21 protein-coding genes and 1 pseudogene are annotated in these 25,074 nt (G+C 75.4%); 9 read left to right on the top strand and 13 right to left on the bottom strand.

The genetic code is table 11. The features are described 5' to 3' along the window. Window positions 1–15 precede the first annotated feature (15 nt). On the bottom strand, window positions 16–492 hold the full coding sequence (locus AB0B83_RS12405) for a hypothetical protein (RefSeq protein ID WP_357578226.1): 477 nt from the start codon (window positions 490–492) through the stop codon (window positions 16–18). 214 nt (window positions 493–706) lie between these two features. Here AB0B83_RS12405 and AB0B83_RS12400 point away from each other — a divergent pair, with 214 nt between their 5' ends. Continuing rightward, a complete protein-coding gene (locus tag AB0B83_RS12400; protein ID WP_357578229.1) occupies window positions 707–1,585 on the top strand; it encodes a virginiamycin B lyase in 879 nt (292 codons plus the stop codon). A gap of 116 nt (window positions 1,586–1,701) precedes the next feature. Here AB0B83_RS12400 and AB0B83_RS12395 read toward each other — a convergent pair whose 3' ends face one another. Together AB0B83_RS12395 and AB0B83_RS12390 are read right to left on the bottom strand one after the other, a co-directional pair. Next, window positions 1,702–2,577, bottom strand: coding sequence for an LD-carboxypeptidase (locus tag AB0B83_RS12395; RefSeq protein ID WP_357578228.1), 876 nt, complete (start codon window positions 2,575–2,577; stop codon window positions 1,702–1,704). A 109-nt stretch (window positions 2,578–2,686) separates the two neighbouring features. After that, window positions 2,687–3,103 carry a VOC family protein gene (locus tag AB0B83_RS12390; RefSeq protein ID WP_357578225.1) on the bottom strand — a complete coding sequence of 139 codons (417 nt, stop codon included), beginning with the start codon at window positions 3,101–3,103 and terminating at the stop codon, window positions 2,687–2,689. 76 nt (window positions 3,104–3,179) lie between these two features. Between AB0B83_RS12390 and AB0B83_RS12385 the strand changes: the two genes are divergently transcribed. From AB0B83_RS12385 to AB0B83_RS12375, 3 genes are all read left to right on the top strand, one after another. Continuing rightward, entirely contained in the window at window positions 3,180–3,770 is a 591-nt protein-coding gene (locus AB0B83_RS12385; protein WP_357578224.1) for a helix-turn-helix domain-containing protein, read from the top strand. Window positions 3,771–3,839: 69 nt separating this feature from the next. Further along, window positions 3,840–4,607, top strand: a complete 768-nt coding sequence (locus AB0B83_RS12380) for a type 1 glutamine amidotransferase (RefSeq protein ID WP_357578223.1) — start codon at window positions 3,840–3,842, stop codon at window positions 4,605–4,607. Further along, window positions 4,607–7,705 carry a bifunctional [glutamine synthetase] adenylyltransferase/[glutamine synthetase]-adenylyl-L-tyrosine phosphorylase gene (locus tag AB0B83_RS12375; RefSeq protein ID WP_357578222.1) on the top strand — a complete coding sequence of 1,033 codons (3,099 nt, stop codon included), beginning with the start codon at window positions 4,607–4,609 and terminating at the stop codon, window positions 7,703–7,705. The genes AB0B83_RS12380 and AB0B83_RS12375 overlap by 1 nt, the downstream gene beginning before the upstream one ends. Before the next feature lie 33 nt (window positions 7,706–7,738). Here AB0B83_RS12375 and AB0B83_RS12370 read toward each other — a convergent pair whose 3' ends face one another. Continuing rightward, window positions 7,739–8,443, bottom strand: a complete 705-nt coding sequence (locus tag AB0B83_RS12370) for a methyltransferase domain-containing protein (protein ID WP_357578221.1) — start codon at window positions 8,441–8,443, stop codon at window positions 7,739–7,741. Window positions 8,444–8,584: 141 nt separating this feature from the next. Then, complete coding sequence (locus tag AB0B83_RS12365; protein WP_357578220.1) at window positions 8,585–10,369, bottom strand: hypothetical protein; 1,785 nt, start codon at window positions 10,367–10,369, stop codon at window positions 8,585–8,587. Between the two features lie 44 nt (window positions 10,370–10,413). Here AB0B83_RS12365 and mptB (AB0B83_RS12360) point away from each other — a divergent pair, with 44 nt between their 5' ends. The 3 genes and pseudogenes from mptB (AB0B83_RS12360) (at window position 10,414) to AB0B83_RS12350 (ending at window position 14,277) form a co-directional block, all read left to right on the top strand. Further along, the gene (gene mptB / locus AB0B83_RS12360) at window positions 10,414–11,814 is read left to right on the top strand and encodes a polyprenol phosphomannose-dependent alpha 1,6 mannosyltransferase MptB (RefSeq protein WP_357578219.1); all 1,401 of its coding nucleotides are present in this window, start codon (window positions 10,414–10,416) and stop codon (window positions 11,812–11,814) included. 155 nt (window positions 11,815–11,969) lie between these two features. After that, window positions 11,970–13,406, top strand: a pseudogene (gene mptB / locus AB0B83_RS12355) (polyprenol phosphomannose-dependent alpha 1,6 mannosyltransferase MptB); the annotation flags it as partial. A gap of 121 nt (window positions 13,407–13,527) precedes the next feature. Beyond that, window positions 13,528–14,277 (top strand): phosphotransferase, encoded by a 750-nt coding sequence (locus tag AB0B83_RS12350; RefSeq protein ID WP_357578218.1) that lies wholly within the window; start codon window positions 13,528–13,530, stop codon window positions 14,275–14,277. A gap of 203 nt (window positions 14,278–14,480) precedes the next feature. Here the strand turns inward: AB0B83_RS12350 and AB0B83_RS12345 are convergent, their stop codons facing one another. The 3 genes from AB0B83_RS12345 to glnA form a co-directional block, all read right to left on the bottom strand. Then, entirely contained in the window at window positions 14,481–15,491 is a 1,011-nt protein-coding gene (locus AB0B83_RS12345) for a hypothetical protein (RefSeq protein ID WP_357578217.1), read from the bottom strand. After that, entirely contained in the window at window positions 15,488–15,847 is a 360-nt protein-coding gene (locus AB0B83_RS12340) for a helix-turn-helix transcriptional regulator (protein WP_357578216.1), read from the bottom strand. Before AB0B83_RS12340 ends, AB0B83_RS12345 begins: the two co-directional genes overlap by 4 nt. Window positions 15,848–16,188: 341 nt before the next feature. Then, complete coding sequence (glnA, locus tag AB0B83_RS12335; RefSeq protein ID WP_132236059.1) at window positions 16,189–17,613, bottom strand: type I glutamate--ammonia ligase; 1,425 nt, start codon at window positions 17,611–17,613, stop codon at window positions 16,189–16,191. A gap of 328 nt (window positions 17,614–17,941) precedes the next feature. Here glnA and AB0B83_RS12330 point away from each other — a divergent pair, with 328 nt between their 5' ends. Continuing rightward, complete coding sequence (locus AB0B83_RS12330; protein WP_311414761.1) at window positions 17,942–18,280, top strand: RDD family protein; 339 nt, start codon at window positions 17,942–17,944, stop codon at window positions 18,278–18,280. 60 nt (window positions 18,281–18,340) lie between these two features. Here AB0B83_RS12330 and AB0B83_RS12325 read toward each other — a convergent pair whose 3' ends face one another. The 3 genes from AB0B83_RS12325 to lipA all read right to left on the bottom strand — a co-directional run bounded on the left by AB0B83_RS12325 (window position 18,341) and on the right by lipA (window position 22,166). Next, window positions 18,341–19,030 carry a DUF4191 domain-containing protein gene (locus tag AB0B83_RS12325; RefSeq protein WP_132236063.1) on the bottom strand — a complete coding sequence of 230 codons (690 nt, stop codon included), beginning with the start codon at window positions 19,028–19,030 and terminating at the stop codon, window positions 18,341–18,343. A gap of 120 nt (window positions 19,031–19,150) precedes the next feature. After that, a complete protein-coding gene (locus tag AB0B83_RS12320) occupies window positions 19,151–21,052 on the bottom strand; it encodes a hypothetical protein (RefSeq protein ID WP_357578215.1) in 1,902 nt (633 codons plus the stop codon). A 64-nt stretch (window positions 21,053–21,116) separates the two neighbouring features. After that, complete coding sequence (lipA, locus tag AB0B83_RS12315; RefSeq protein WP_192581533.1) at window positions 21,117–22,166, bottom strand: lipoyl synthase; 1,050 nt, start codon at window positions 22,164–22,166, stop codon at window positions 21,117–21,119. A gap of 421 nt (window positions 22,167–22,587) precedes the next feature. Between lipA and aspS the strand changes: the two genes are divergently transcribed. Continuing rightward, window positions 22,588–23,874 (top strand): aspartate--tRNA(Asn) ligase, encoded by a 1,287-nt coding sequence (gene aspS, locus AB0B83_RS12310; RefSeq protein ID WP_357578214.1) that lies wholly within the window; start codon window positions 22,588–22,590, stop codon window positions 23,872–23,874. Window positions 23,875–24,009: 135 nt separating this feature from the next. Here the strand turns inward: aspS and AB0B83_RS12305 are convergent, their stop codons facing one another. Both AB0B83_RS12305 and lipB read right to left on the bottom strand, forming a co-directional pair. Next, window positions 24,010–24,402 (bottom strand): VOC family protein, encoded by a 393-nt coding sequence (locus tag AB0B83_RS12305; protein WP_357578213.1) that lies wholly within the window; start codon window positions 24,400–24,402, stop codon window positions 24,010–24,012. A gap of 3 nt (window positions 24,403–24,405) precedes the next feature. After that, on the bottom strand, window positions 24,406–25,047 hold the full coding sequence (gene lipB / locus AB0B83_RS12300) for a lipoyl(octanoyl) transferase LipB (RefSeq protein ID WP_357578212.1): 642 nt from the start codon (window positions 25,045–25,047) through the stop codon (window positions 24,406–24,408). Window positions 25,048–25,074: the final 27 nt, after the last annotated feature.

The raw sequence follows: 25,074 nt of genomic DNA, 5'->3' as shown, positions 1-25,074 counted from the left end.
GGCGGACGGCGTACGTCACCTGCCGGCCGGTCCGCCGTGGCCGCCCCGACCGCCCGGGCCGGGCAGGACGCCGGCCTCGGCGGCGGCGGTGACGGCGTCGGCCTGCTCCTGGGTGAGCTTGCCGTCCTCGACGGCCTGCGCCAGGCGCTCCTTCATCGCGGCCTGCCGGTCGGCGGGGTCGCCCTTGCCGGGCCGGTCGCCCTTCTCGGGCCGGTCGGCGGGCTTGTGCTCCTCGCGCAGCTTCTCCAGCGCGGCCGTCACCTTGTCGGTGTCGACGCCCAGCTCCGCGGCGAGCTTCCCGGCGAACTCCGCCTGCCGGTCGGCTCGCTGCTGCTGGCGGTCGCCGTCCTCGGCGGCGCTGGTGCTGGCGCCCGGCGCCGGGGTGTCGCCGTCCGCGGCGAACGCGACCGTCGGGGCGGCGAGGCCCACGCCGAGTACGCCGGCCGCGGCCAGCCCGGCCAGCAGGTGCTTCTTCCTCGTGGTGCGGGACATGTCGTCCTCCAGCTCGTCGGTGGGTGGTGCGATGACCGCACCGACAGTGACCGGCAGGGCTGAGGGGATGCCGTGGCGACCCTGTCAGCGAGCTGGCAATCCGGGCCGGCCGATCGGACAAACGGGTTGCATCGGCGCGCGGGGGCGGCGAGGGTGTGCGGTCGGCAGGGCCCCGCCGGGGCGGAGCAGGTGACGGAAGGTGACCCTCGTGACGATGTCCGCGAAGATCAGGGAGGTCCCGCTGGGCGGGGCGGGCGGCGGCCCGTACGGCATCACGGTCGGCCCCGACGGCGCGCTCTGGCTGACGCTGGCCCATGCCGGCGGCATCGCCCGGATGGGTGCGGGCGGTGAGCTGCGCACCTGGTCGGTGTCGCCCGACAGCCGACCGTTGATCATCACGCCGGGCCCCGACGGCGCCCTCTGGTTCACCCGCTCCGGCGACGACCGGATCGGCCGGATCACCACCGACGGCGAGCTGAGCGCCGTCGAGCTACTGGCGGGAACCGGCCCCTGCGGCATCGCCGCCGGTCCCGACGGCGCCCTCTGGTACGCGGCCATGAGCGCCGACGCGATCGGCCGGGTCACCGTCGACGGGGAGCAGACGCGGTTCCCGCTGCCGGTGAGCGGCGGCTTCGCCTCGATGGTCGCCGCCGGGCCGGACGAGGCCGTCTGGTTCACGCTCAACCAGGCGAACGCGGTGGGCCGGATCGGCATGGACGGCGCCGTGACCCTGCACGCGCTGCCGACCGAGGGGGCCGCGCCGGTCGGCATCACCGCCGGCGTCGACGGGGCGCTCTGGTTCGTCGAGATCGGCGCCGGTCAGCTCGGTCGGATCACCCCGGACGGGCGGATCACCGAGTACCCGCTGCCGGACCGGTCCGCCCGGCCGCACGCGATCGTCGCCGACCCGGCCGGCGGCTGCTGGTACACCGAGTGGGGCGGCAACCGCATCGGCCACGTCGCCCCGGGCGGCGCGATCGACACCTACGACCTCCCCACCCCGGCCTCCGAACCCCACGGCCTCACGGTCGCCCCGGACGCCACGGTCTGGGCCGCCCTGGAAACGGGCGCCCTGGCCCACCTGACCCCCTGACCCTGACCTCGGGTGATCATGAGGTTGGCGGTGCGGAATGTCGGTATCGCTGCCGCTAACCTCATGATCACCTGGGGCGTGCGGGAGCGCGGGCCGCGCGGGCCGCGTGGGTGGGGTCAGCGGACGGCGGGGGTGACCGTCAGGGTGCCGGTTTCCGTGTCCAGGGTGGCCTCGGTGCCCACGGGGACGGTGAGCTGGCCGGGGCCGTGACCGATCGGCAGGCCGCCGAGGACCGGGACGCCGAGGTCGCCGAGGCGCTCGGAGAGCACGTCGGCGACGCCGACCGACCAGCCGTCCGCGCAGTCGGTGAACTGGCCCACCGCGACCCCGGCCAGCCCGTCCAGGACCCCGGCGCGGCGGAGCTGGGTGAGCATCCGGTCCACCTTGTAGGGCGGCTCCTGGACGTCCTCGACGAGCAGGACCGCGCCGGTCAGGTCCGGCATGTCCGGGGTGCCCAGCGACGCCACGACCAGGCAGAGGTTGCCGCCGAGCAGCGGACCGGTGGCCCGGCCGGGCACGCGTACCGCGAAGGTCTCCTCCTCGGCGACGGCGCTGACCGCGACCGGTTCGGTGGTCATCAGGGCGGCGTGCAGCGACTCGGCCGAGCGCAGCGGCGTGCGCTCGTCCAGCCAGGCCGCCCCCGGGCCGTGCACGCCGGCCAGCCGGGCGCCCCGCCAGAGCGCGAACTGCAACGCCGTGATGTCGGAGAACCCGGCGACCACCTTCGGGTCGCGGCGTACGGCGGCCATGTCGATCGCGTCGACGATCCGCTGCGCGCCGTAGCCGCCCCGGGTGCAGATCACCCCGCGCACCTCGGGGTCGGCGAACGCCGCGTTCAGGTCGGCGGCGCGCAGGTCGTCCGCGCCCGCGAGGTAGCCCTGCCGGGCGTACGCGTTCGGCGCCAGCACCGGCCGCAGTCCCCAGCCGGTGAGCAGCTCGACACCCCGGGCCACCCGTTCCGGCCGGGTCGGCCCGGACGGCGACACCAGCATCACCGTGTCGCCGGGGCGCAGCGCGGGCGGTCGTACGGCGGCGTCGAGTGCGGTGGGCGTGGGTGCGGTGCGGTCGGACACAGCGGCAGAGCCTAGTCGCGCGGGCGGCTCACCCGTCGAGGTACTGCTCGGCGTACGCCCCCGACGGTGGGATGGGCGTGATCACGTCGATCAGCACCCGGTCGGGCGCGGCGACGATGAAGTGCCGCTGCCCGAATTCCTCGTCGCGCAGCGGCAGTTCGGCGTGCAGTCCGCCCCGGACGACGAGCCGCTCCCATTCGGCGTCGACGTCGGTCACCTCCAGGTTGAGCAGGAGTCCCCGCACGGGTGCCCGGTACGCCTCGGGCAGCGTCGGGTGCTGGTGGTCGAGCAGCGCCAGTTCGTACGCGGGCGGTCCCGGTCGGCGCAGGCTCACGTACCAGTCGGCCTCGAAGGTCGTCTCGAAGCCGAAGAAGCGTCGGTAGAAGTCGTGTGACTCGCGTAGCTGCGAGGTGCAGACGACGGGGTAGAAGCTGGTCAGGTTCATCTCGACCCTTTCGCATACCATCGGTATGTCGAAGACCGTATTTAACATACCGTTGGTATGTCAACGAGGGGGCGCGATGACCGAGGGTGTCCGGGCGCAGCAGCGGGAACAGACCCGGCGGGCCCTGGTGGCCGAGAGCCGGCAGCTGTTCGCCACCCGGGGCTACGCGGCGGTCGGCCTGGCGGAGATCGTGCGGGTGGCCGGAGTCACCAAGGGCGCGCTCTACCACCACTTCGCCGGCAAGGCCGAGCTGTTCCGGGCCGTGCTGGCGGAGGTGCAGCGGGAGGTGGCCCACCGGGTCGCCACGACCGCCGACGCCGAGGCGGACCCGTGGGCCCGGTTCACGGCGGGCTGCCAGGCGTTCCTCACCGCGAGCACCGATCCGGAGATCCAGCAGATCATGTTGATCGACGGCCCGGCGGTGCTCGGCTGGAACGAGTGGCGCGCGCTGGACGAGGCGGCGTCGGGCCGGCACCTGGCCGACGCGTTGACTCTGCTGATCGAGGAGGGGCTGATCGCGCCGCAGCCGGTGGCGCCCCTGACCCATCTGCTCTCGGGTGCGATGAACGAGGCGGCGCTCTGGATCGCCGGGGCGGCCGACCCGACCGCCCTGGCCGACACCCGCACCGCCCTGGCCCGGATGCTCGACGCGCTGCGCGCCCCCTGAGTCCGATCGTCCGCCGCGCCGGTGGAGGCGTTCCGGGGTCCGTCCGGGCCACCGGCTAGCCTCGACGTCGTGGCTACCGCGCTGGTGATCGAGAACGACCCGACCGACGACGTCCGCCGGCTGGGCGAGTGGCTGACCGAGGCCGGCCTCGACCTGTGGGTGGTCCGCGCCCACGCCGGTGACGAGATCCCCGCCGACCTGGAGGGATATTCGGCGCTGGTCGTGCTCGGCGGCGCGATGGCGCCGTACCCGCTGCCGGACGGGTCGCCCGCCGCGCCCTGGCTGCCGGCGCTGGAGGGGCTGCTGCGCAAGGCCGTCCGGCACCGGGTGCCGACCCTCGGCATCTGCCTCGGCGCGCAGCTGCTGGCCACCTCGCACGCCGGCGAGGTCGTACGCAGCCCGAGCGGCCCGGAGGTCGGCCCCTGCGTGGTCGGCAAGCGGGACGCCGCCGACACCGACCCGCTGTTCCGCTACGTCCCGCTGATCCCCGACGTGTTCCAGTGGCACGCCGACGAGATCACCGAGCTGCCCCGTGGCGCCACCCTGCTGGCGGCCTCCACCCGCTACCCCCACCAGGCGTTCCGCCTCGGCGACCGGGCCTGGGGGTTGCAGTTCCACATCGAGTGCGACACCGCCATGATCGCCGACTGGGCCACCGACTCGAGGCTGCTGGCCGAGCTGGGCTACGACCCCGACCTGGTGGTGGCGGCCTGCCACGACGTGATGGTCGACGTCGAGGAGGTCTGGCAGCCGTTCGCCGCCCGGTTCGCCGCGCTGGCCCTGGGTGAGCTGGAGGACGCCACGCCCCGCCGCAGCCTGCCCCTGCTCGGGCAGTGATGAGCCGGCCGGCCAGGGCCGCGGGACGGCTCGCCCGCTACGGCTTCGGCACCGACGGCGGTGCCGGCGCCACCCGCGCCGCCGACCTGCTCGGCCCGGACGGGCTGGGGCTGTGGCGACCGGACGTGCAGGAGCCCACCGACGGCCGCGCCGCGGAGCTGCTCGCCGCACTCTCCCGGGCCGCCGACCCGGACCTGGCGCTGCGCCAGCTGCACCGCATCGTCGAGGCCGAGCGCCGGATGGCCACGAACGGCACCGGCCCCGCCACGGGCCGTTCCGGGGGGAAGGCCCACCCCGGGACGCCTGTCGAGGCCGAGCGTCGGGAGGCCCCGGAGCAGGCGCCGTCGGCGCTGCTGGCGGGGCTCGCCGACGACCCCGGCCTGCGCCGCCGGCTGATCGCCGTCCTCGGCGCCTCGTCGGCACTCGGCGACCACCTGGTCGCCAACCCGGACCAGTGGCCCGCGCTGCGCACCGCCCCGGACGGGCTGGCGCCGACCGCCGAGGGGCGGCTCGACCTGTCCGGCGACGGGCAGCCGGTGGCGGTGCTGCGCAGGGCGTACCGGCTGGCGCTGTTGCGGATCGCGGCGGCCGACCTGACCGGCGGCCGGGGCCTGGAGCAGACCATGGCCGCGCTCTCCGCGCTGGCGGACGCGACCCTGGCGGCGGCCTACGAGATCGCGGTCGGCGAGCTGCCGGAGGGCACCCCCCGGCCCCGGCTGGCCGTCGTGGCGATGGGCAAGTGCGGCGGCGACGAGCTGAACTACGTCTCCGACGTCGACGTGATCTTCGTGGCCGCCGAGGACGACGACCTCGCCGCGGCCACCACCATCGCCACCCGACTGATCCACATCTGCGGGCTGGTCGCCTGGCCGGTCGACGCCGCCCTGCGCCCGGAGGGCAACCGCGGGCCGCTGGTGCGGACGCTGGCCAGCCACCTCGCCTACTACCGGCGCTGGGCGCGCACCTGGGAGTTCCAGGCGCTGCTCAAGGCGCGGCCGGCGGCCGGCGACCTGGCGCTGGGCCGGGAGTGGATCGACCAGCTCGCCCCGCTGGTGTGGCGGGCCGCCGAGCGGCCCGAGGCGGTCGAGGACGTCCGCGCCATGCGACGCAAGATCATCGACAACATCCCGCCGAAGGAGCTGGAGCGCGAGATCAAGCGGGGTCCGGGCGGGCTGCGCGACATCGAGTTCGCCGTGCAGCTGCTGCAACTGGTGCACGGCCGGGGCGACGAGGCGCTGCGGGTGCCCGGCACCATCCCGGCGCTGCGCGCGCTGGTCGCCGGCGGCTACGTCGGCCGGGCCGACGGCGAGGCGCTGCTGCGCGGCTACCGCTTCCTGCGCGGCGTCGAGCACCGCCTCCAGCTCCAGGGGCTGCGCCGCACCCACACCGTGCCGACCGAGCCGACCGCGCTGCGCTGGCTGGCCGCCGCGCTGGGCCACACCGCCACGCCGGGCCGCAGCGCCGTCGAGGAGTTCCGCGCCGAGTGGGTCACCCACGCCGCCGAGGTACGCCGACTGCACGCCAAGCTGCTCTACCGGCCGCTGCTGGAGTCGGTGGCCCGGGTGCCGGCCGACGGGCTGCGGCTGACCCCCGAGGCGGCCCGGCACCGGCTGGAGATCCTCGGCTTCGCCGACCCCGCCGGGGCGCTGCGTCACCTCCAGGCCCTCACCGGCGGGGTGAGCCGCACCGCCGCCATCCAGCGCACCCTGCTGCCGGTGCTGCTGAGCGAGTTCGCCGACGCCCCCGAGCCGGACCGCGGCCTGCTCAACTACCGGCAGGTCTCCGACAAGCTCGGCAGCACCCCCTGGTACCTGCGCCTGCTGCGCGACTCCGGGCCGGTGGCCCGCCGGCTGGCCCGGGTGCTCTCCTCCTCCCGGTACGCCGCCGACCTGCTGGCCCGCGAGCCGGAGGCGCTACGGCTGCTGGCTGAGGAGAGCGAGCTGGCGCCCCGGCCCAGCACGGTCCTCTGCGAGGGCTTCGCCGCCGCCGCGGCCCGGCACTCCGATCCGGTCGAGGCCACCCGGGCGATCCGCGCGCTGCGGCGCCGGGAACTGGTCCGGATCGCCTGCGCCGATCTGCTGAGCCGGGCCGGCTCGCTGGCCCCGTCGCCGCCCCGGCCCGACGGCGGGCGCGCGGCGCTGGGCCTGGCCGACGTGACCGCCGTCGGCACCGCCCTGGCGGACGTCACCGACGCGACCCTGGCCGCCGCCCTGCGGGCCGCCCGCGCGGCCCAACCGCCCGTGCCGGGGCTGCGCTTCGCGGTCATCGGCATGGGCCGGCTCGGCGGGTACGAGTCGAACTACCTCTCCGACGCCGACGTGCTCTTCGTCTACGACGCGTCCGCCGGTGCGGGCGACGGCGCGGCCAGCTCCGCCCGCGCGATCGCCGAGGAGCTGCGCCGCCTGCTCGGCATGCCCGCGCCCGACCCGGCGCTGGGCGTGGACGCCGACCTGCGCCCCGAGGGCCGACAGGGCCCGCTCGTGCGCAGCCTCGCCGCGTACGCGCAGTACTACGCACGCTGGTCGAAGGTGTGGGAGGCGCAGGCGCTGCTGCGCGCCCGGTTCGTCTGCGGCGACGCCGACCTCGGCGCCGAGTTCGAGGCGATGATCGAACCGGTGCGCTACCCCGCCGGCGGGCTGAGCCGCGAGCAGGTGGTGGAGATCCGCCGGATCAAGGCCCGGGTGGAGCACGAGCGGCTGCCCCGGGGCGCCGACCCGGCCACCCACACCAAGCTGGGGCGGGGTGGCCTCGCCGACGTCGAGTGGGCGGTGCAGCTGCTCCAGCTCCGGCACGCGGGGGCACTCCCGGCGCTGCGCGGCACGCGTACGCTCGACGCCCTCGCGGCGGCCCGGGACGCGGACCTGGTCGATCCGACGGACGCCACGGAGATGGCGGCCGGCTGGACGCTGGCCGCGCAGGTCCGCAACGCGCTGATGCTGGTCCGGGGCCGGGAGGGCGACCAGCTGCCCCGGCACGGCGTCGAGCTGGCCGGGGTGGTCCGGCTGCTCGGCCGCGACGATCCCGGCGAGTTCCTCGACGAGTACCTGCGCACCTGCCGCCGCTCCCGGGCGGCGATGGAACGGGTGCTCGACTCCTGAGCCCGCCGCCCGGCCGGGTCGTCGCTGCGGAACTCAGCGGCGGCGGTGCACCAGCACCACGTGGTCGACCAGCTCGCCGGGCTCGCCGTTCGGGCCGGTGGCCTGCCGGCGCGGGGCGTCGAGCCGCTCGGTGTCCCAGCGGTCGGGATCGAGGTCGAGCGCGGCCAGGGTCTCCTGCGGGGTGGAGAAGCGGGCGTGCGCGTGGTCGTGCCGCCCCCACGGCGGGACCTCGCCGTGCTCGACGATCAGCAGCCGGCCGCCGGGGGCCACGGCCCGGGCCGCCGATTGCAGCAGCTCCGCCCGGGGGAGCTCCAGCGGCGACTGGAGGAACTGCGCGGAGACCAGGTCGTACGCGCCCGGCGGGAAGGTCCGGGTGAGGTCGTGCCGGCGGAACTCGATGCGGGACGTGACCCCGGCGGCGGCCGCCTCCTCGGCCGCCCGGGCCAAGGCGGTCTCGGAGACGTCGACGGCGGTCACCCGCCAGCCCCGCGCGGCCAGCCAGAGCGCGTCGCCGCCCTCCCCGCAGCCGAGGTCCAGCACGGTACCGGCCGGCAGCGAGCCGGCGACGTCGACCAGGATCGGGTTCGCCCGGCCGCTCCAGACCCTCTCGTGCCGCCCGTAGTGCTCCTCCCAGAACTGCGCGGTCTCCTCGTCCACGTCCGGGTGCCGCCCGTCGTGGCCGGTGGCCGTCGGGGTGTGGTCGTGCCGGTGCTGCCCGGCCGTCGCGTCGTGCTGCACGTCTCGTCCTCCTGGTGCGCTGCCTGCCTCCTCGCCGAGCATCCCGACTGCGACGAGGTCCTACCTGCCACGTCGATCGTGGCGTGGCGGCAGCGCGGGAGCAAAGATTGTTGCCGGGTCGGCAAAAGGTGGGGCGACCGGTCAGCTGCCGAGCCGGTACTGCCCGGCGCGCGGCACCGTCACCGCCGTCCAGTCGCCGGCGGCGGCGACCGTGGCCCCGCCCGAGGCGGTCAGCCAGCGGCTGTGCCGCACCCGGACCGGCACCGTGCCGGCGCCCGGCGCCCGGAACGTCACCGACGCGCCGTCGTGCGCGACCAGCTCGGCCGGCGCTCCGACGATCGGGGTCGGGTCGGTCACCGCCCAGACCCGCCAGTGCGGGCCGGACCAGACGGGCGTCAGGTAGGGCAGCCCGCCCGCGACCAGCTCGGCCTCGGCCCGCCCCACCCAGGACAGCGGGGCGTCCGGCACCGCGACGAACTGCACCGCGTTGGCGGTGAGCCAGTCCCGGTAGCTCGCGGCGGTCAGTGGCACCCCGGTGCCCGCGGCCCCCGGCACGGTGGTGAAGAAGAGCGGGTTGCGGTCGATGTCGGCCTGCCGCAGCCAGCCCCGGGCCAGGGGCACCTCGCCCAGCCTCGCCGCCTCCCAGTAGTTGCGGGTCGGCGGAACCTCCACCCGGCCGGTGAGGCGCTGCCCGTCGAGGAACGCCCGCAGCGGCGCGAAGTAGGCCGCCCGGCTGGTCGGGTCGTCGACGCTGCGCAGGTCGGCGGGGGGCACCGGCGGCTGCCACCAGCACACCGCCGCCAGCAGCCCGGCCAGCGCGACCCCGCCGCCCCAGGCCCGTCCGCCGCCACTGTGTGCTCCGGCCGGCGTGAGGCCTCCCCGGGCCCCGGCGGCGTTGTCGGTTGGCGGCCCGTCGGCGGGCGGCACGACGGCCGGGGACCGGCCGCCCCGGCCCAGCCATGCCGTCAGCCGGGCCGGGGGGTGGGCGGCGGCGGCCAGCAGGGGCAGGGCGAACATGACGGCCAGCCGGGTGGCGTTCAGCCCGACCGGGGTGTGCACCAGCGCCGCCGCCAGCACCCCGGCCGCCGAGAGCAACGCCCCCACCCGCACCGGCCGGTAGCCCACGAGCGCGGCCACGAGCAGGCTGGTCAGCACGGCGCGGACCGTGTCGGTGCGGCTGATGTTCATCCAGCCGCCGTCGCCGAAGAGCAGTGCGGTCAGCCCGAGCGGCAGCGCGGCGGCGACGCCGAGCACCAGGCCGTCGGCGTACCGGCGGGTCAGCAGGAGCGCCGCCCCGGCCAGGCCGACGAAGAGACCCGCGACCGGGCTCGTCGCCGAGGCCAGCAGCGCACCGGCCGCCGCCAACCCGAGCCGCACGAGCTGCCGTCGCCGCCCCCGCCTGCCGGGGCCCGCGCCGGTCGGTCCACCCGGGCCCGCGCCGGTCGGTCCACACGGGCCGGGATCGGTCGGTCCACCCCGGGTGCCGCCGGTGGGGGCGGCCGGGCCGAGGGTCAGGGCGAGCAGCGCGCCGAGGCCGAAGGCCACCCCGAGGCCGTACGTCACCCGGCCCGAGACCAGGTTGGCGGCGATGGTGAGCACCCCGACGAGGCTGCCGAGCAACGGGCGGGGCACCCCGGTACGCACCAGCAGCGCCGCGAACGCGGTCGCCGCCGCCACCAGGGCCAGCGCGCCGGTGACCCGTACCCCGAGCAGCGCCATCACCGGCTGCGAGACCAGGCTGTAGCCGAACTGCTGCACGCCGCCGTACCAGCGCAGGTCCACCGGGGTGAGGCCGTGCGCGGCGAAGAAGTCTGCCCGGGCCACCTGCGCGGCGAGGTCGGAGCCGGTCGGCGGGAGGGCGACGTACGTCACTGCGAGGAGCACGGCGGAGACGGCGGCCACCGCCACCACCCGACTGCGCCGCATGCCCACCTCCGTACCGCGACCACCGTACTGGCAGCATGTCCGGCGTGCCTCACCACCTCGCGCGCTGGATCGGCCTCGCCGGCTCGACGCTGCTCGCCGTGGCCGCGTTCCTCGGCGGAGCGTTCCCCGACGGCGACCTGCGCCCCACCCCGGTCAGCATCTGGCAGGGCCCGTACGGCCCGCTGATCATCGCGACCTGGGCGGTCGGCACCGGCGCGATGGCGTACGCCTGGTGGACGCTGCGCGACCGGGTGCCGTCGACCCGCTGGGCGCTGGTCACCGTCGGGCTCTGGCTGCTGCCGCTGCTTCTCACGCCGCCGCTGGGCAGCCGGGACGTGTACGCGTACGCCTGCCAGGGGGCCAGCTTCTCCGCCGGCCTGAACCCGTACGAGCAGGGCGTCTCGGCGCTGCCGTGCCCGTGGCTGGACACCATCTCCTACATCTGGCGGGACACCTCGGCCCCGTACGGGCCGCTGTTCGTGCTGCTCGCCGGGGCGGTGGTGAAGACCACCGGATCCCTGTACGGCAGCATCGTGCTGTTCCGGCTGCTCGCCGTCGTCGGGGTGGGGCTGACGGCGGCCTGCCTGCCGGTGCTGGCCCGCCGCTGCGGCGTACCGGGCGGCCGGGCGGTCTGGCTGGCGCTGGGCTCGCCGTTGATCGGGGTGCACCTGGTCTCCGGGGCGCACAACGACGCGCTGATGGTGGGGCTGCTCGTCGCCGGGCTGGCCGTGGTGGTGTCCCGGCCGGGTCGCCCCGGCCCGCTGCTCGGCGGGGGAGTGCTGCTCGGGCTCGCCGTCGCGATCAAGGTGACCGCGCTGGTCGTGGTGCCGTTCGCGGCGCTGGCGGCGATCGTCGGGGCGTACTCGATCAGGGCGCTGGTGCGCGACGGCGGGTGGGTGGTCGGCGGGGCGGTCGCCGCCGTGGTCGGCGCGACCCTCGCCACCGGCCTGGGCTTCGGCTGGGTGACCGGGCTCGAACAGGGCGGCCTGGTGATCGCCTGGACCTCGCCGCCCACGGCGGTGGGGCAGACCGTCGCCTACCTCGCCGCGCCGTTCGGTTGGCACGGCGACCCGCTGCCGGCCACCCGGGGGATCGGCATGGCGGCGCTGGCGCTGGTGCTGCTCTGGCTGTGGTGGCGGGCGCGCACCCGGGAGCCGATCTGGCACGCCGGCCTGGCGCTGGCCGCCACCGTCGCGCTCGCCCCGCTCTTCCACCCCTGGTACTGGACGTGGCCGCTCGCGGTGCTCGCGGCCACGGCCCGGCGCACCGGGTGGTTCGCGGTCGTCGCGATCGTCTCGTCGTTCCTGGTGCTCGCCGACGGCACGGGGCTGGCCCGGTACACCAAGACCGTCGGGGCGCCGCTGATGACGCTGTTCGTGATCGTGGTGGTGGTCCGCTTGGTACGGTCGGCCCGGGCGGCCCGTCGACCGGCCGCCGTGGACTGAGGAGAGGGACGCCGGTGACCGCTCCCGGCGCTCCGCCGGTCCCGCCCGGCACCCCGCGACCGCCTGGCATCCCGCCCCCGCCCGGCCCGCCATCCGGGCCCCCGCCGTCGCCCGGACCCCCGTCGCCCGGACCTGCCCCGCCGTCGCCCGGTTCCGCCGGGCTCGCCCGGTGGGTCGGCCTGGCCGGGGCGGTGCTGCTGACCGTCGCCGGCTGGCTCGGCGGCGCGCTGCCCCGGGCAGCCACCCCTGCTCGGGGCCTCGGCGACGAGCCGTGGACCGTCGCGCTGTGGCTCGTCGGCACGAGCCTGCTGGTCGGCGCCTGGTGGGCGCTGCGCCGGGGCGCGCCGTCGACGCGGTGGGCGTACCGGACCGCCGGGCTGTGGGCGCTGCCGCTGCTGGCCGCGCCGCCGCTGGGCAGCCGGGACGTCTACTCGTACGCCTGCCAGGGCTGGGCGTACGCGCACGGCGTCGACCCGTACGCCGTCGGCGTGGCCGGGGCCGGCTGTCCCTGGGTGGACGCGGTCGCGCCGATCTGGCGGGACACTCCGGCGCCGTACGGGCCGTTCTTCATGCTGCTCGCCGCGCTCGCCGTGACCCTCGGCGGCGGCCTGGTGGGTGCGATCGTGGCGTTCCGGCTGCTCGCGGTCGCCGGGGTGCTGCTGACCGCCGTCTGCCTGGTCGGGCTGGCCCGGGCCGCCGGGGTGCCCGCCCGTCGGGCGGCCTGGCTGGCGCTGGCCGGCCCGCTGGTCGGGGTGCACCTGATCGCCGGCGCGCACAACGACGCGGTGATGCTCGGGCTGCTGACGCTGGGCCTGCTGGTGCTCCTCCGCCGTCCTGGCAGGCCGGGGCCGCTGCTGCTGGCCGGGGCACTGCTCGGGCTGGCGGTGACCGTGAAGGCGACCGCCGTGGTGGTGCTCCCGTTCGCGGCGCTGGCCGCCGTGCACGGCCGTCACACCGTACGGGCGCTGCTGCGCGACGGCGGCTGGCTGGCCGGCGGGGTGATCGGCGGGGTGGCCGTCACCTCCCTGCTCTCCGGGCTCGGCCTCGGCTGGGTGGGCGGGCTGACCCGCAGCGGCGACTCGGAGCAGTGGACGTCCCCGCCCACGGCGGTCGGCTTCGTCGTCGACTACGCGGGCGGCCTCGCCGGCCGGGAGCCGGGCGCGGTGCCGGTCACCCGCGCCGCGGCGCTGCTGCTGCTCGCCGTACTGGTGGCGGCGCTGTGGTGGCGGGCGTGGTCGGGGCTGCGCCGGGCGAGCGGCGTCGGGCAGCGGGTGGCCCGCCCGGACGCCGCCCGCCCCCGGGCCGCGCTGCTCGGGGCCGGGCTGGCGCTGGCCGCCACGGTCGCGCTGGCCCCGGTCTTCCACCCCTGGTACGCCACCTGGCCACTGGCGCTGCTCGCGGTCGCCGCGACGCGTACGACCTGGTTCGTGGCGCCCTGCACGGCGGCGGCCTTCCTCGCCCTGCCCGACGGCACCAACCTGGCCCGGTTCAGCAAGGCCCCGGGCGCGCTGGCGATGACCGCGCTGGCGGCCGGGCTGGCGGTGTGGGGCCTGCTCCGACTCCGCCGGACCGGTGCCGCGCGCCCGGACTGAGGGGCCGTGCCGCGCGTTCCGGCCGGCGGGGTTCGCGCCGTGTCCTCGGGGCGTCGCGCCCGCGCCGCGCGCCCGGCTGAGGCCCGTGGCGCGCTGCGGCTGGCGGGTCCATGATCGTGGGATGAGCGCAGCCGAGGAACCGTTGCCGAGCAACGCCACCGCTGGCGTGGTGCGCGTCGGCGACACCGTGCGCCGTCCGGTCGGCCCCTGGACCGACGCGGTGGACGCCCTGCTGGAACACCTGCACGCGGTGGGATTCTCCGGCGCGCCCCGACCCCTGGGCCGGGACGCGCAGGGCCGGCAGGTGCTGGAGTACGTCCCCGGCGAGGTCGGCGCGGCCTCGGGCACGTACCCGGTGGCGGACCTGTTCGCGATCGGCCGGATGCTGGCCGAACTGCACGAGGCGTTGGCCGGCTTCACCCCGCCGGCCGGCGCGGCGTGGCAGCGGCTCATCCCGCCCGACCGGGAGGAACTCGTCTGCCACAACGACGTGGCCCCCTGGAACCTGATCAGGGCGGACCGGGGCTGGGTGCTCATCGACTGGGACGCCGCCGCGCCAGGCTCGCGGCTGTGGGACGTCGCGTACGCCGCGCAGAGCATGGCCGGCCTGCGCCCGGACCGGCCGGTGGCCGAGTCGGCGGCCCGGCTGCGCGCCTTCGCCGACGGCTACCGCCTCGACGAGGCGTCCCGCCCGGCCCTGGCCGGAATGCTCGGCCGCCGCGCCTGGGCGATGTACGAACTGCTGCGCGAGGGCGCGGAGCAGCGGCGCGAGCCGTGGGCCCGGATCTGGACCGAGGACGGCCCGTACTGGCTGGCCACCGCCGACCACCTCGCCGCCCACACGCGGGAATGGGCGGCGGCCCTGCGCTGACCACCCTCCCGCCACCGCGAGCGAACCTTTCGGCGAGGGCCGCCCCGCCCCTCACCGCCGAGGCCGGGCGTCGCCACCTGACGCCGAGGCAGGGCCCCGCCACTCGCGGCCGCAACTGCGGCGAGTGGAACGCTGTGGCTGTCAAAACCCTCGGGTGACAGCCGTGGTGTTCCACCCGCCGCCCGGGTGCCGCTGCCCCTGGTTCACGGGACCCGCTCGGTGGTACGGCCGCAGGACGGGCAACGGTCGCCGGTGCCGACCGGCCCGGGTCCGCGTAGGCGCTTGCGCAGGGCGAGCGCCAGCGGCAGCAGCGCGGGGCCGGCGACGCCGACCAGGACGGCCGTCGCGGCGAGGGCGTCCCAGCCGGGGGTGGGCGCGCCGCGCATGTTGCCGTCGAGCGCGCCGGCCAGCGGCTGAAGGAAGAGCAGGCCGACCGGGGTCAGCAGCACCAGCAGCGCCCAGCCGCCCCGGGGATCGGCCCGCAGGGCCAGCCCCGCGCCGAGCAGCAGCACCACGACGAGCAGCGTCACGGCGGCGCCGGGCAGGATCCCGCTCGCCGTCCAGCCGTGGTAGCTGACGTAGGAGTCGTAACGGGGCAGCAGGTTGACACTCGTGAGGCCGGCGGCGGCCACCGCGAGCAGGGGCGCCGTCCGGATCAGCGCCGGCAGCCGTTCGGGCAGGGCCAGCGCCACCAGCCCCAGCCCGACCTGTGGCAGCAGCACGAACAGCGGTGGTCGGGGCAGGCCGGCGAGGGCCGCAACGGGTATGACCGCGACCGTGAGTAGCAGGGCCAGGGCCACCGCGCGGCGGGTCCACCGACCCGGTGCCGCCGCGTGCACGGCCGCGGCGAGCAGCCAGGCCGCCCACACCCCGATCCCGAGCGAGACGAACGGTCCGGCGTGCGGCACGCCCCACTGCGCCATCGGCGGGTGCAGCTCCAGCCCCGACCAGGCCCCCGCCAGCGCCGTCGCGGTGAGGAAGGCGAGGACGGCGGCGAGGCGTACGCCCGGGATCAGGTCGGCGGCCCCGGCGGCCCGCAGCCGCTGGCGCAGGCCGCCGCGCACGAGGTCCGCGGCGTCCGCGGGCGAGGGCCAGCGTCGCCCCGGCCCGGCCAGGTCGAGGTACGTGCCGACGATCTCCGCGCCGCGCGCCCGCCGGTACTCGGCCGGGTACGCCCGCAGCAGGCGGTGGTAGCGCCGCTCCAGCTCGCTCATGCCAACCCCCCGGCGGTACGCGGGGCGAGCGGTCGGGCGGCGCGGGTGCGCAGGCGGGCGGTGGCGGCCTCGACGTTGCGGCGCAGGCGCTCGGTCTCGGCGCTCAGTGTGGCGTCGCCGGTGGGGGAGAGGCGGTAGTAGCGGCGCAGCCGGCCGTCCACCACCTCCTCGCGGTCGACCTCGACCAGGCCGGCGTCGGTCAGCCGGTCGAGCGCGCCGTAGAGGGTGCCGGGCCGCAGCGACACGCGCCCGTCGGAGAGGGCGGCGACCTCGCCGATCAGGCCGTAGCCGTGCATCGGCTCGCCGGCCAGCGCGGTGAGGATCAGGAAGGTGGGTTCGCGCAGCGGTGTGTCCACGCCAGCAATATAACGGACGCGAAGGTATGCAGCGGCCCGTTACGTGGCTTGGGCGCCGCCCGGCCGCCTCGGCGGGCAAGGTAGGGGCGCGATCGCGCGTCGAGTGGAACACCACGGGTGTCAAAGCCTTCCCGTGACACCCATGGTGTTCCACCGGCCGCGATCGCGGAGCCGGTGGGGCGGAGGGCGGTCGAGCCGGAGCCGGTCGGACGAACGGAGGGTGGTCGGGCCGGGCGGGAAGGTGCGTGGCGCGGCAGGGGCGCGCGGTGAACGCGGGGGTGCGCGGTGAACGCAGGAAGGCCCCGGGGGAACCCGGGGCCTTCCTTGGGTGTTCTGCTGCGTCAGCAGTCGAAGTACATGGCGAACTCGTGCGGGGTCGGGCGCAGGCGCACCGGGTCGACCTCGTTGGTGCGCTTCCACTCGATCCAGGTCGAGATCAGGTCGGGGGTGAACACCCCGCCGTCGAGCAGGTAGTCGTGGTCGGCTTCGAGGGAGTCGAGCACCGCCGACAGCGAGCCCGGCACCTGCTTGACGTCGCCCCACTCCTCCGGCGGCAGGTCGTAGAGGTCCTTGTCGATCGGCGCCGGCGGCTCGATCTTGCTCTTGATGCCGTCGAGGCCGGCCATCATCATCGCCGAGAAGGCCAGGTAGACGTTGGCCGACGGGTCCGGCACGCGGAACTCGACGCGCTTGGCCTTCGGGTTGCTGCCGGTCACCGGGATGCGGGTGCAGGCGGAGCGGTTGCGCTGCGAGTAGACCAGGTTGACCGGCGCCTCGAAGCCCGGCACCAGCCGGCGGTACGAGTTGACCGTCGGGTTGGTGAAGGCAAGCAGCGACGGGGCGTGGTGCAGCAGGCCGCCGATGTACCAGCGGGCCATGTCGGACAGGCCGGCGTAGCCGGTCTCGTCGTAGAACAGCGGCTCGCCGTTGAGCCACAGGCTCTGGTGGGTGTGCATGCCGGAGCCGTTGTCGCCGAAGAGCGGCTTCGGCATGAACGTCGCGGTCTTGCCGTTGGCCCAGGTCTCGTTCTTCACGATGTACTTGAAGAGCTGGAGTTGGTCGGCCGCGTGCAGCAGCGTCGAGAACCGGTAGTTGATCTCGGACTGGCCGGCGGTGCCCACCTCGTGGTGCGAGCGCTCCACGGTGAACCCGCTGTCGACCAGCCGGCGCACGATGCTGTCGCGCAGGTCGGCGAGGTGGTCGACCGGCGGCACCGGGAAGTAGCCGCCCTTGTACGCGGTCTTGTAGCCGCGGTTGCCGCCCGGCTCTTCGCGGCCGGTGTTCCAGGCGCCCTCGATCGAGTCGATGTAGTAGAACGACTGGTGCGCCGAGGTCTCGTGGCGGATGGAGTCGAAGATGTAGAACTCCGCCTCCGCCCCGAAGTACGCGGTGTCGGCGATGCCGCTGGCGGCCAGGTAGGCCTCGGCCTTCTTCGCCACGTTGCGCGGGTCCCGGCTGTAGGCCTCGCGGGTGAACGGGTCGTGGATGAAGAAGTTGAGCGCGAGGGTCTTCTGCGCCCGGAAGGGGTCGATGAAGGCGGTGGCGACGTCCGGGAGCAGGAGCATGTCCGACTCGTGGATCGCCTGGAAACCGCGGATCGACGACCCGTCGAAGGCCAGGCCCTCGGTGAAGAAGGCATCGTCGACGGACTCGACCGGCAGGTTGAAGTGCTGCATCACGCCGGGCAGGTCACAGAACCGTACGTCGACGAACCTCACGTCCTCGTTCTTGAGGTATCGCAGGAGTTCCTCGGGATTGGCGAACACACGTCCTCCTGGCACGTCCACGGGTGGCTAGGCTCTTGGCGACGCTATGGCCGCGCGGTTGCCCGGCCATGTCTTGAGTGTTTCTGCCGTGTTACGTCCCTCGCGGAGCGTCATCCGCGCCGCTCGGGCAGGGGCCGGACCGGGCGACGGGACACCACCGGCTGTGCCATTCTATTGACACTTGCTCGCTTTCGCCCCTTTTTGCTGCCCGGGTGCGGGCGACCGTCCCCGATCCGTCCACACCCCCTGGATACCCTTGACCGTTGTGACCAAGCCGCATGATCGCCCCGTACCGCCCGCGTCGGATCCCACCTTCACGCCGCCCAGCCTGGGGCGCCGGTTCGGCGCGCTGGTGATCGACTGGGTGCTCTGCCTGCTCGTCGCCGGGGGCTTCGCCGACCCGGTCCGTGACGGGTGGGCGCCCGTGCTGGTGCTGATCGTCGAGTACGGCTTCTTCCTCGGGCTCTTCGCGCAGACGCCGGGCATGTTCATCACGAAGGTCCGCTGCGTCGCCTGGGCCGACGGCGGTCGCATCGGGGTGGCCCGGGCCCTGCTGCGCGGCCTGCTGCTCGCCCTGGTCGTCCCCGCCCTGCTGATGGACGGCCACCGTCGCGGCCTGCACGACCGCCTGGCGGGCTCCGTCGTCACCGACGCCCCCCGCCCGTGAGACGCACGAAGAGCCGGGCCCTGCGAACAGGCCCGGCTCTTTCGTGTACGCGTCGGAAGGTCAGCGACCGCGCGTCTGGCGGAACGCGCCCCGCGCGGGTCGCATGTTCTTCGGGATCGCGCCCTTGGGCATCTGCGGGCGGGCGGTGAGCGCCTTGAGCCGCTTGTCCAGCGAGTTGACGTCCTTGCCGCTGAGGTTGCGCGGCAGCCGCATCAGCGTCATGCGCAGCTTGCGGATCGGCAGCTCGCCCTCCTCCTGCCCGATCACGTAGTCGAAGAGCGGGGCGGAGCCGATCACCTTCGCCAGCCGCCGCTTCTCCTGGCCGAGCAGCCCGCGTACCCGCTGCGGGTTGCCCTCCGCCAGCAGGATCACCCCGGGCCGGCCGATGACCAGGTGGACCATGTCCATCTGCGTGGTGGAGCTGACCGCCGGGGTGACCCGCCAGTCGCCCCGCATGCTCTCCATGATCTGGGCCGCCGCGCCGGGCTGCCCCTCGGCGGCGTTCATCATCGCCCGGTTGGACCGCAGGTTGAGCACGATCAGCAGGCAGAGCAGGGCGAACAGGATGCCCAGCGGCAGCCAGATCCAGCCCCAGAGCAGGACCGCGACCACGGTGAGCGCGAGCGGGATCAGCACCGCGCCGGCGGCCAACGGCGCGAACCACCGGTCCTGCTTGGCGGTGAACTTGAACACCATCCCGATCTGCTTCAGCCGCTGGCCGAACGAGACCTTCTCCTGGGGCTTTGCCATGCCGCAGAGTCTAGTGGTCGCCGCACGTCGCGTTGTCCGCGGCCGGGCTGAGCCCCTTACGCCGCCGTGCCGCCGCCGAGGAACTGGTGGACCGCGCCCTGGCCTGGGTGGAAGCTTCGGTCAGGGGCGGGGCAGGTAGATCCGCCAGCCGGGGACGGTGACCAGGTCGAGCGCGGCCGGGTCGGCGCGCCGACGCTCGTCCAGGCGGGCCGCCAGCGGTGAGCCGGCCGGCGCGACCCAGGCCGGTGCCGCCGACTGTCGCACCGCCCGGCGGTACGGCAGGTACCGGTCGTGCCCCGGGCGCAGGTCGTCGTCGACGACCGCGCAGAGCACGTCCTCGCGGGTGGCGAAGGTGAGCCGGTTGCAGGTCCAGTAGCCGCCGTACACGTGCCGGACGCCCCGTTGGCGCAGCGCGGCGACCAGTCCGGCGTGCCGGGCCTCGGCGGCGCGGGCGGCGGGCGCGGCGTCGACCGCGCCGGCGGTGGCCACGGCGGCGGTGCCCAGCGTCCCCGCGAGCACCAGGACCGCCGCGAACCCCGTCACGCCCCGCCACCGCGCTCCGGCCCCGACGCCACCGCGTCTCCGGACCCTGCCCGCCCCGCCCGCACCCGTCCCGCCCGCTCGGCCCGTGCCCGCACCGGCCATGTCCGTCCCGGCCGTGCCGCCCGTGCCCGCCCCGCCCGCACCCGCACCGGCCGCGCCGCCAAGACCCGCCCCGCCCGTGCCGCCAAGGCCCGGCAGGCCCGTGCCCGCCCCGCCCGCACCCGTCCCGCCCGCTCGGCCCGTGCCGCCCGTGCCCGCACCGGCCGTGCCCGTCCCGTCAGCGCGGCGGGCGGCCGACCAGAGCGGCCAGAGCAGGGCCGGAACGGAGATGAGCAGGCAGGACAGGTACCGGGAGCTTTCCACCGGCGTGCGGCCCGCGGCGCTGCTGGCCGTGTACAGGGCGAGCGTCCCGACGGCCGCGCCCACCAGACCGAGCCGGACCGCTCCGCCGGTCGCCACGCTGGATCTTGGACAGTTGCCGTCGACCCTGAACGGCAACTGTCCAAGATCTGCGACGGGTGGGCGCAGCGCGCGCCAGGCCGAGAGGGTGGCCGCGAGGAGCAGCAGCGGGAGGGCGACCGCCCACCACGACTGGCCGGGCGTGCAGTGGCTCGGGGAGCAGAAGCCCATGCCCAGCGGCGGGCCGAGCACCAGCCCGCCGTGCAGCCGGTCCGCCCAGCCGGCGGGCTGCCCGGAGCCACCGGCGGCGAGCACCGCCGCGACCGGATTGCGCCCCGTCGCCAGGCTGTGCACCAGCAGCGGCCCGGCCCCGACGAGCGCGGCGGCACCGAGCAGCACGCCGGCCCGGCCGCGCAGCTCCCGCCGGCCGTATGCGAGAAGCACCGCGCCGGTCGCCGCCACGTACGGCAGCACCAGCGGGTCCACCCAGAGCATCAGCCCGGCCAGGAAGCCCCACCCCGCCCAGCGGGGCAGTCGGCGTCCCGGCCGGCCGGCCGCCAGGTCGTACGCCAGCACGGCCAGCGCCACCCCGGCCGCGTTCATCTCCGGGTACCCGCCCCCGGCGATGAGCTGGTTCTTCACCACCCGGTCCGAGCCGAGCGCCAGCAGCGCCACGACGAGCAGGGCGAACCAGTGGTCCCCGGTCAGCCGCAGCGTCAGCCGCCAGGCGAGCACGACGAAGACCGCGTACAGGGCTAGGACGGGCAGGCGCAGCCCGAGCGTCGACGGGCCGACCAGCGCGAACACCGGCGCGGCCAGGTAGGCCTCCAGCGTGCCCATGTACGCCTGGCCGTAGAACCAGACGGGGAACTCCTGCCCGCGGGAGATGTGCAGCGCGGCCAGGCCCATGGTGGCCTCGTCGCTGTTGGTCGGCGGCGCGTCGTGCAGCAGCAGCCCGAGGCGGTAGCCGGTACCGGCCACGACGGCGAGCACGGCGAGGACGGTCGGCAGTACGGGCCGCCGGTCGGGCGGGAGCGCGGGACGCGAGTCACGCCACCGCTGGCGTACGCCGACCGTCATGAGCCGATCATGGCAGTTTGCCGCCGGCCCGTGGTCGAACGGTGCCGGCGCGTCGCCGGGGTGGTCAGCCGGCGGTGACCGGAAGGCCCTCGCGGGCCTCGAGCGCCTGCCGGTAGAGCCGCCCGGCCCGGTACGACGAGCGCACCAGCGGCCCGCTCATCACGCCCGCGAAGCCGATCTCCTCGGCCTCCTCGCGCAGCTCGACGAACTCCTCCGGCTTGACCCAGCGGGTGACGGGGTGGTGCCGGGGGGTGGGGCGCAGGTACTGCGTGATGGTGATCAGCTCGCAGCCGGCCTCGTGCAGGTCGCGCAGCGCCTGGGAGACCTCGGCGCGCTCCTCGCCCATGCCCAGGATCAGGTTGGACTTGGTGACCAGCCCGTCGGCGCGGGCCTGCCGGATCACGTCCAGCGACCGCTCGTAGCGGAAGGCCGGCCGGATCCGCTTGAAGATCCGCGGCACGGTCTCCACGTTGTGGGCGAGCACCTCCGGCCGGGCGCCGAAGACCTCGGCGAGCTGCTCGGGGACCGCGTTGAAGTCGGGGATCAGCAGCTCGACGCCGCAGCCCGGCTGGAGGGCGTGGATCTGCCGGACGGTCTCGGCGTAGAGCCAGGCGCCGCCGTCGGGCAGGTCGTCGCGGGCCACGCCGGTGATGGTCGCGTAGCGCAGGCCCATCGAGACCACCGACTCGGCGACGCGGCGCGGCTCGTCGGCGTCGAACTCGGCCGGCTTGCCGGTGTCGATCTGGCAGAAGTCGCAGCGCCGGGTGCACTGGTCGCCACCGATGAGGAAGGTGGCCTCCCGGTCCTCCCAGCACTCGTAGATGTTGGGGCAGCCGGCCTCCTGGCAGACGGTGTGCAGCCCCTCGCGCGAGACGAGCCCGCGCAGCTGGGTGTACTCCGGTCCCATCTTGGCCTTGACCTTGATCCACGGCGGTTTGCGCTCGATCGGCGTCTCGGCGTTGCGCGCCTCGATCCGCAGGAGGCGCCGCCCCTCGGGGGCGGGCGTCGTCGTGCGCGCTGCCTGGCCGGTCGTCGGCGCGGAGTGCTCGATCGTCACAAAACCGAGCCTACGCCCGACGGCCGCCGTCGATGTAGTTCGGGCGACCGGCGTCACCCCGGGAGTCTTGTGACGCCGGACACCGAGGCCGGGAAAAACCAGTCACAGGAGCCCCGGCGGGGGTGCTAGCGTGCCCGCCAGAGCTGTGACGGAGCCGAGTAGCGCCCCGACCCGCCAGTTGAAGAGAGCCGCCGGTTGCTGCGAGGCGGTCTGGCGCCGGGCCCGCGAAGACCCTCCCGAGCTGCGGGAAGAACGGCGGATGGCCGGCGCGCCGCGCGCCTGCGCGGGCAGGCCGCACCGCCCAGTAGAGCCCGCCCGGCTGGCCCCGGTGAAAAGGCGACGAACGAGGCCCCCGTTCCGCGGGGGCGAAGGTGTGGTGGCACCGCGAGGTTTCCCGCTCGCCCACACCTGACGGGGTTGGGGCGACGCCCGCCACCCCGTTGGCAGGCGTCGCGATCGACCGAGAGGCAGCCCTGCCATGCAACGTGTCCTGTCCCGCCGACTCTCCGCCCATGTCGGCGTACCCGTCCGGATCGCCGGCTGGGTGCACCGCCGCCGGCTGCTCAAGTCGGTGGCCTTCCTGATCGTCCGGGACGCCGCCGGCCTGACCCAGGTGGTGGTCACCGACCCGGCCTTGCGCGCCGAGGTGGAGGCACTGACCGAGGAGACGGTCGTCGAGGTCACCGGCACGGTGGTCGCGAACCCGACCGCGCCCGCCGGGGTCGAGCTGACCGCGCCGACGGTACGACCACTCGGCCCGCCCGCCGTACCGCCGCCGTTCGACCTGTACCGGCCGGCGCTCACCGCGAGCCTGCCCACCCAGCTCGACCACGCGCCCGTCGCGCTGCGCCACCCCACCCGCTCGGCGGCGCTGCGCGTCTCGGCGGCGGCGGTGGCCGGCTTCCGGGCCGCGCTCGACGCCCGCGAGTTCGTGGAGATCCACACCCCGAAGGTGGTCGGCTCGTCCACCGAGAGCGGGGCGAACGTCTTCGGGCTGGACTGGTTCGGCCGGCCCGCGTACCTGGCGCAGTCGCCGCAGTTCTACAAGCAGCTCATGGTCGGCGTCTTCGAGCGCGTCTACGAGGTGGGGCCGGTGTTCCGGGCCGAGCCGCACGACACCGTCCGGCACCTGGCGCAGTACACCTCGCTCGACGCCGAGCTGGGCTTCGTCGCCGACCACCGGGACGTCATGGCCGTGCTGCGGCACACCGTGGCCGGCATGCTCGACGCGGTACGCGAGCGGGCCGGTGCCGCGCTCGCGACCCTCGGGGTGGCGGCGCCGGACGTGCCGGCCGAGATTCCCGCCGTGCACTTCACCGAGGCGCTCAGGATCGCCGGTGCGCCGGCCGACGAGCCGGACCTCGCCCCGGCGCACGAGCGGGCGCTGGGCGAGTGGGCGCGGCGGGAGCACGGCTCGGAGTTCCTCTTCGTCACCGGGTACCCGATGGCGAAGCGGCCCTTCTACACCCACCCGGACCCGGCGCGGCCCGCGTACTCGAACGGGTTCGACCTGCTCTTCCGCGGCCTGGAGCTGGTGACGGGCGGGCAGCGGCTGCACCGGCACGCCGACTACCTGGCGGCGCTCGCCGTCCGGGGCGAGCCGGTCGAGCCGTACGCCGGCTACGTGGACGCGTTCCGGCACGGCATGCCCCCGCACGGCGGCTTCGCCATCGGCCTGGAACGCTTCGTGGCCCGCCTGACGGGCGCAACCAACGTCCGAGAGGTCACCGCCTTCCCCCGCGACCTCCACCGCCTGACCCCCTAGCCCTCCCGGCTGCCCCTGCCCCCTGGCCCGCGTTGATCATGAAGTTGTTGTCGTCGGCATCGGCGTGTCGTGACAACAACTTCATGATCAACGGGGCGGGGCGGGTCGGGGGGAGGGTGGGGAAGAGTGGGGCGTTCAGGGTGGGCCTAGGAGGTCCCAGGGGTTGCCGGCTATGTCGCGGAAGACGGCGACCCGGCCGTACGGTTCCGTGCGCGGGGGCTTCACGAACTCGACGCCCGCCTCGACCATCCGCCGGTGGACGGCGTCGAAGTCGTCGACCTGGAGGAAGAAGCCGACCCGGCCGGCGACCTGGTCACCCACGGCCTGCGCCTGCCGGTCGCCGTCGGCGCGGGCCAGCAGCAGCCCGGTCTGCGCGCCGGGTGGGCGGACGACGACCCAGCGCTTCGGGCGGCCGTCGTTGGTCAGCGAGGGGGAGTCCTCGACCAGATCGAAGCCGAGCACGTCGGTGAAGAACTCGATGGCAGGGTCGTACTCGGCCACGACGATCGTGACCAGGTCGATCCGCACCGGTCAGGCCGTGACGAGGGTGGGCAGGTGGCGCTCGACGACCGGCAGCACGTCGGCCACGGACACCGGGCGGCCCAGCTCGGCGGTGAGCGAGGTGACCCCGGCGTCGCGGATGCCGCAGGGCACGATCCGGTCGAAGTGGCCCAGGTCGCAGTCGCAGTTGATGGAGAAGCCGTGCAGGGTCACCCCGCGGGCGACGCGGATGCCGATGGCCGCCACCTTGCGCGCCGGGCCCCGGTCGTCCTCGGGCACCCAGACCCCGCTGCGCCCCTCGACCCGGCCGGCGGTCAGCCCGAACTCGGCGCAGACGTCGATCAGCAGCTGCTCGGTGCGGCGGACGTAGGCGACCACGTTGACCGGGTCGGGCAACCGCACGATGGGGTAGCCGACCAGCTGCCCCGGGCCGTGCCAGGTGATCTTGCCGCCCCGGTCCACGTCGACGACCGGGGTGCCGTCCATGGGGCGGTCCCACGGCTCCGTGCGCTTGCCGGCGGTGTAGACGCTCGGGTGCTCCAGCAGCAGCACGGTGTCGCCGCGCTCGCCGGCCACCACCGACTCGTGCAGCCGGCGCTGCTCGTCCCAGGCGGCCTGGTAGTCGAGGACACCGGCGCGGACGGCCGTGAGGCCGGAGGTCGTCGTGGTCACGCCGCCAAGCCTAGACCCGTACCGGCC

The sequence above is a fragment of the Micromonospora sp. NPDC049060 genome (assembly GCF_040649055.1).
Lineage (GTDB): Bacteria > Actinomycetota > Actinomycetes > Mycobacteriales > Micromonosporaceae > Micromonospora > Micromonospora reichwaldensis.
Note: the sequence above shows the minus strand (reverse complement) of the source record. Positions and strands in the feature narration are given on the sequence as shown.

Bases quoted from the DNA above. Each gene is read 5' to 3' on its own strand.
- AB0B83_RS12405 (WP_357578226.1), bottom strand. From the start codon at position 492: ATGTCCCGCACCACGAGGAAGAAGCACCTGCTGGCCGGGCTGGCCGCG.
- AB0B83_RS12345 (WP_357578217.1), bottom strand. From the start codon at position 15,491: ATGAGCGAGCTGGAGCGGCGCTACCACCGCCTGCTGCGGGCGTACCCG.
- AB0B83_RS12395 (WP_357578228.1), bottom strand. From the start codon at position 2,577: ATGCTGGTGTCGCCGTCCGGGCCGACCCGGCCGGAACGGGTGGCCCGG.
- AB0B83_RS12375 (WP_357578222.1), top strand. From the start codon at position 4,607: ATGAGCCGGCCGGCCAGGGCCGCGGGACGGCTCGCCCGCTACGGCTTC.
- AB0B83_RS12390 (WP_357578225.1), bottom strand. From the start codon at position 3,103: ATGAACCTGACCAGCTTCTACCCCGTCGTCTGCACCTCGCAGCTACGC.
- aspS (WP_357578214.1), top strand. From the start codon at position 22,588: ATGCAACGTGTCCTGTCCCGCCGACTCTCCGCCCATGTCGGCGTACCC.
- AB0B83_RS12325 (WP_132236063.1), bottom strand. From the start codon at position 19,030: ATGGCAAAGCCCCAGGAGAAGGTCTCGTTCGGCCAGCGGCTGAAGCAG.
- AB0B83_RS12385 (WP_357578224.1), top strand. From the start codon at position 3,180: ATGACCGAGGGTGTCCGGGCGCAGCAGCGGGAACAGACCCGGCGGGCC.
- AB0B83_RS12350 (WP_357578218.1), top strand. From the start codon at position 13,528: ATGAGCGCAGCCGAGGAACCGTTGCCGAGCAACGCCACCGCTGGCGTG.
- AB0B83_RS12400 (WP_357578229.1), top strand. From the start codon at position 707: ATGTCCGCGAAGATCAGGGAGGTCCCGCTGGGCGGGGCGGGCGGCGGC.
- AB0B83_RS12320 (WP_357578215.1), bottom strand. From the start codon at position 21,052: ATGACGGTCGGCGTACGCCAGCGGTGGCGTGACTCGCGTCCCGCGCTC.
- AB0B83_RS12365 (WP_357578220.1), bottom strand. From the start codon at position 10,369: ATGCGGCGCAGTCGGGTGGTGGCGGTGGCCGCCGTCTCCGCCGTGCTC.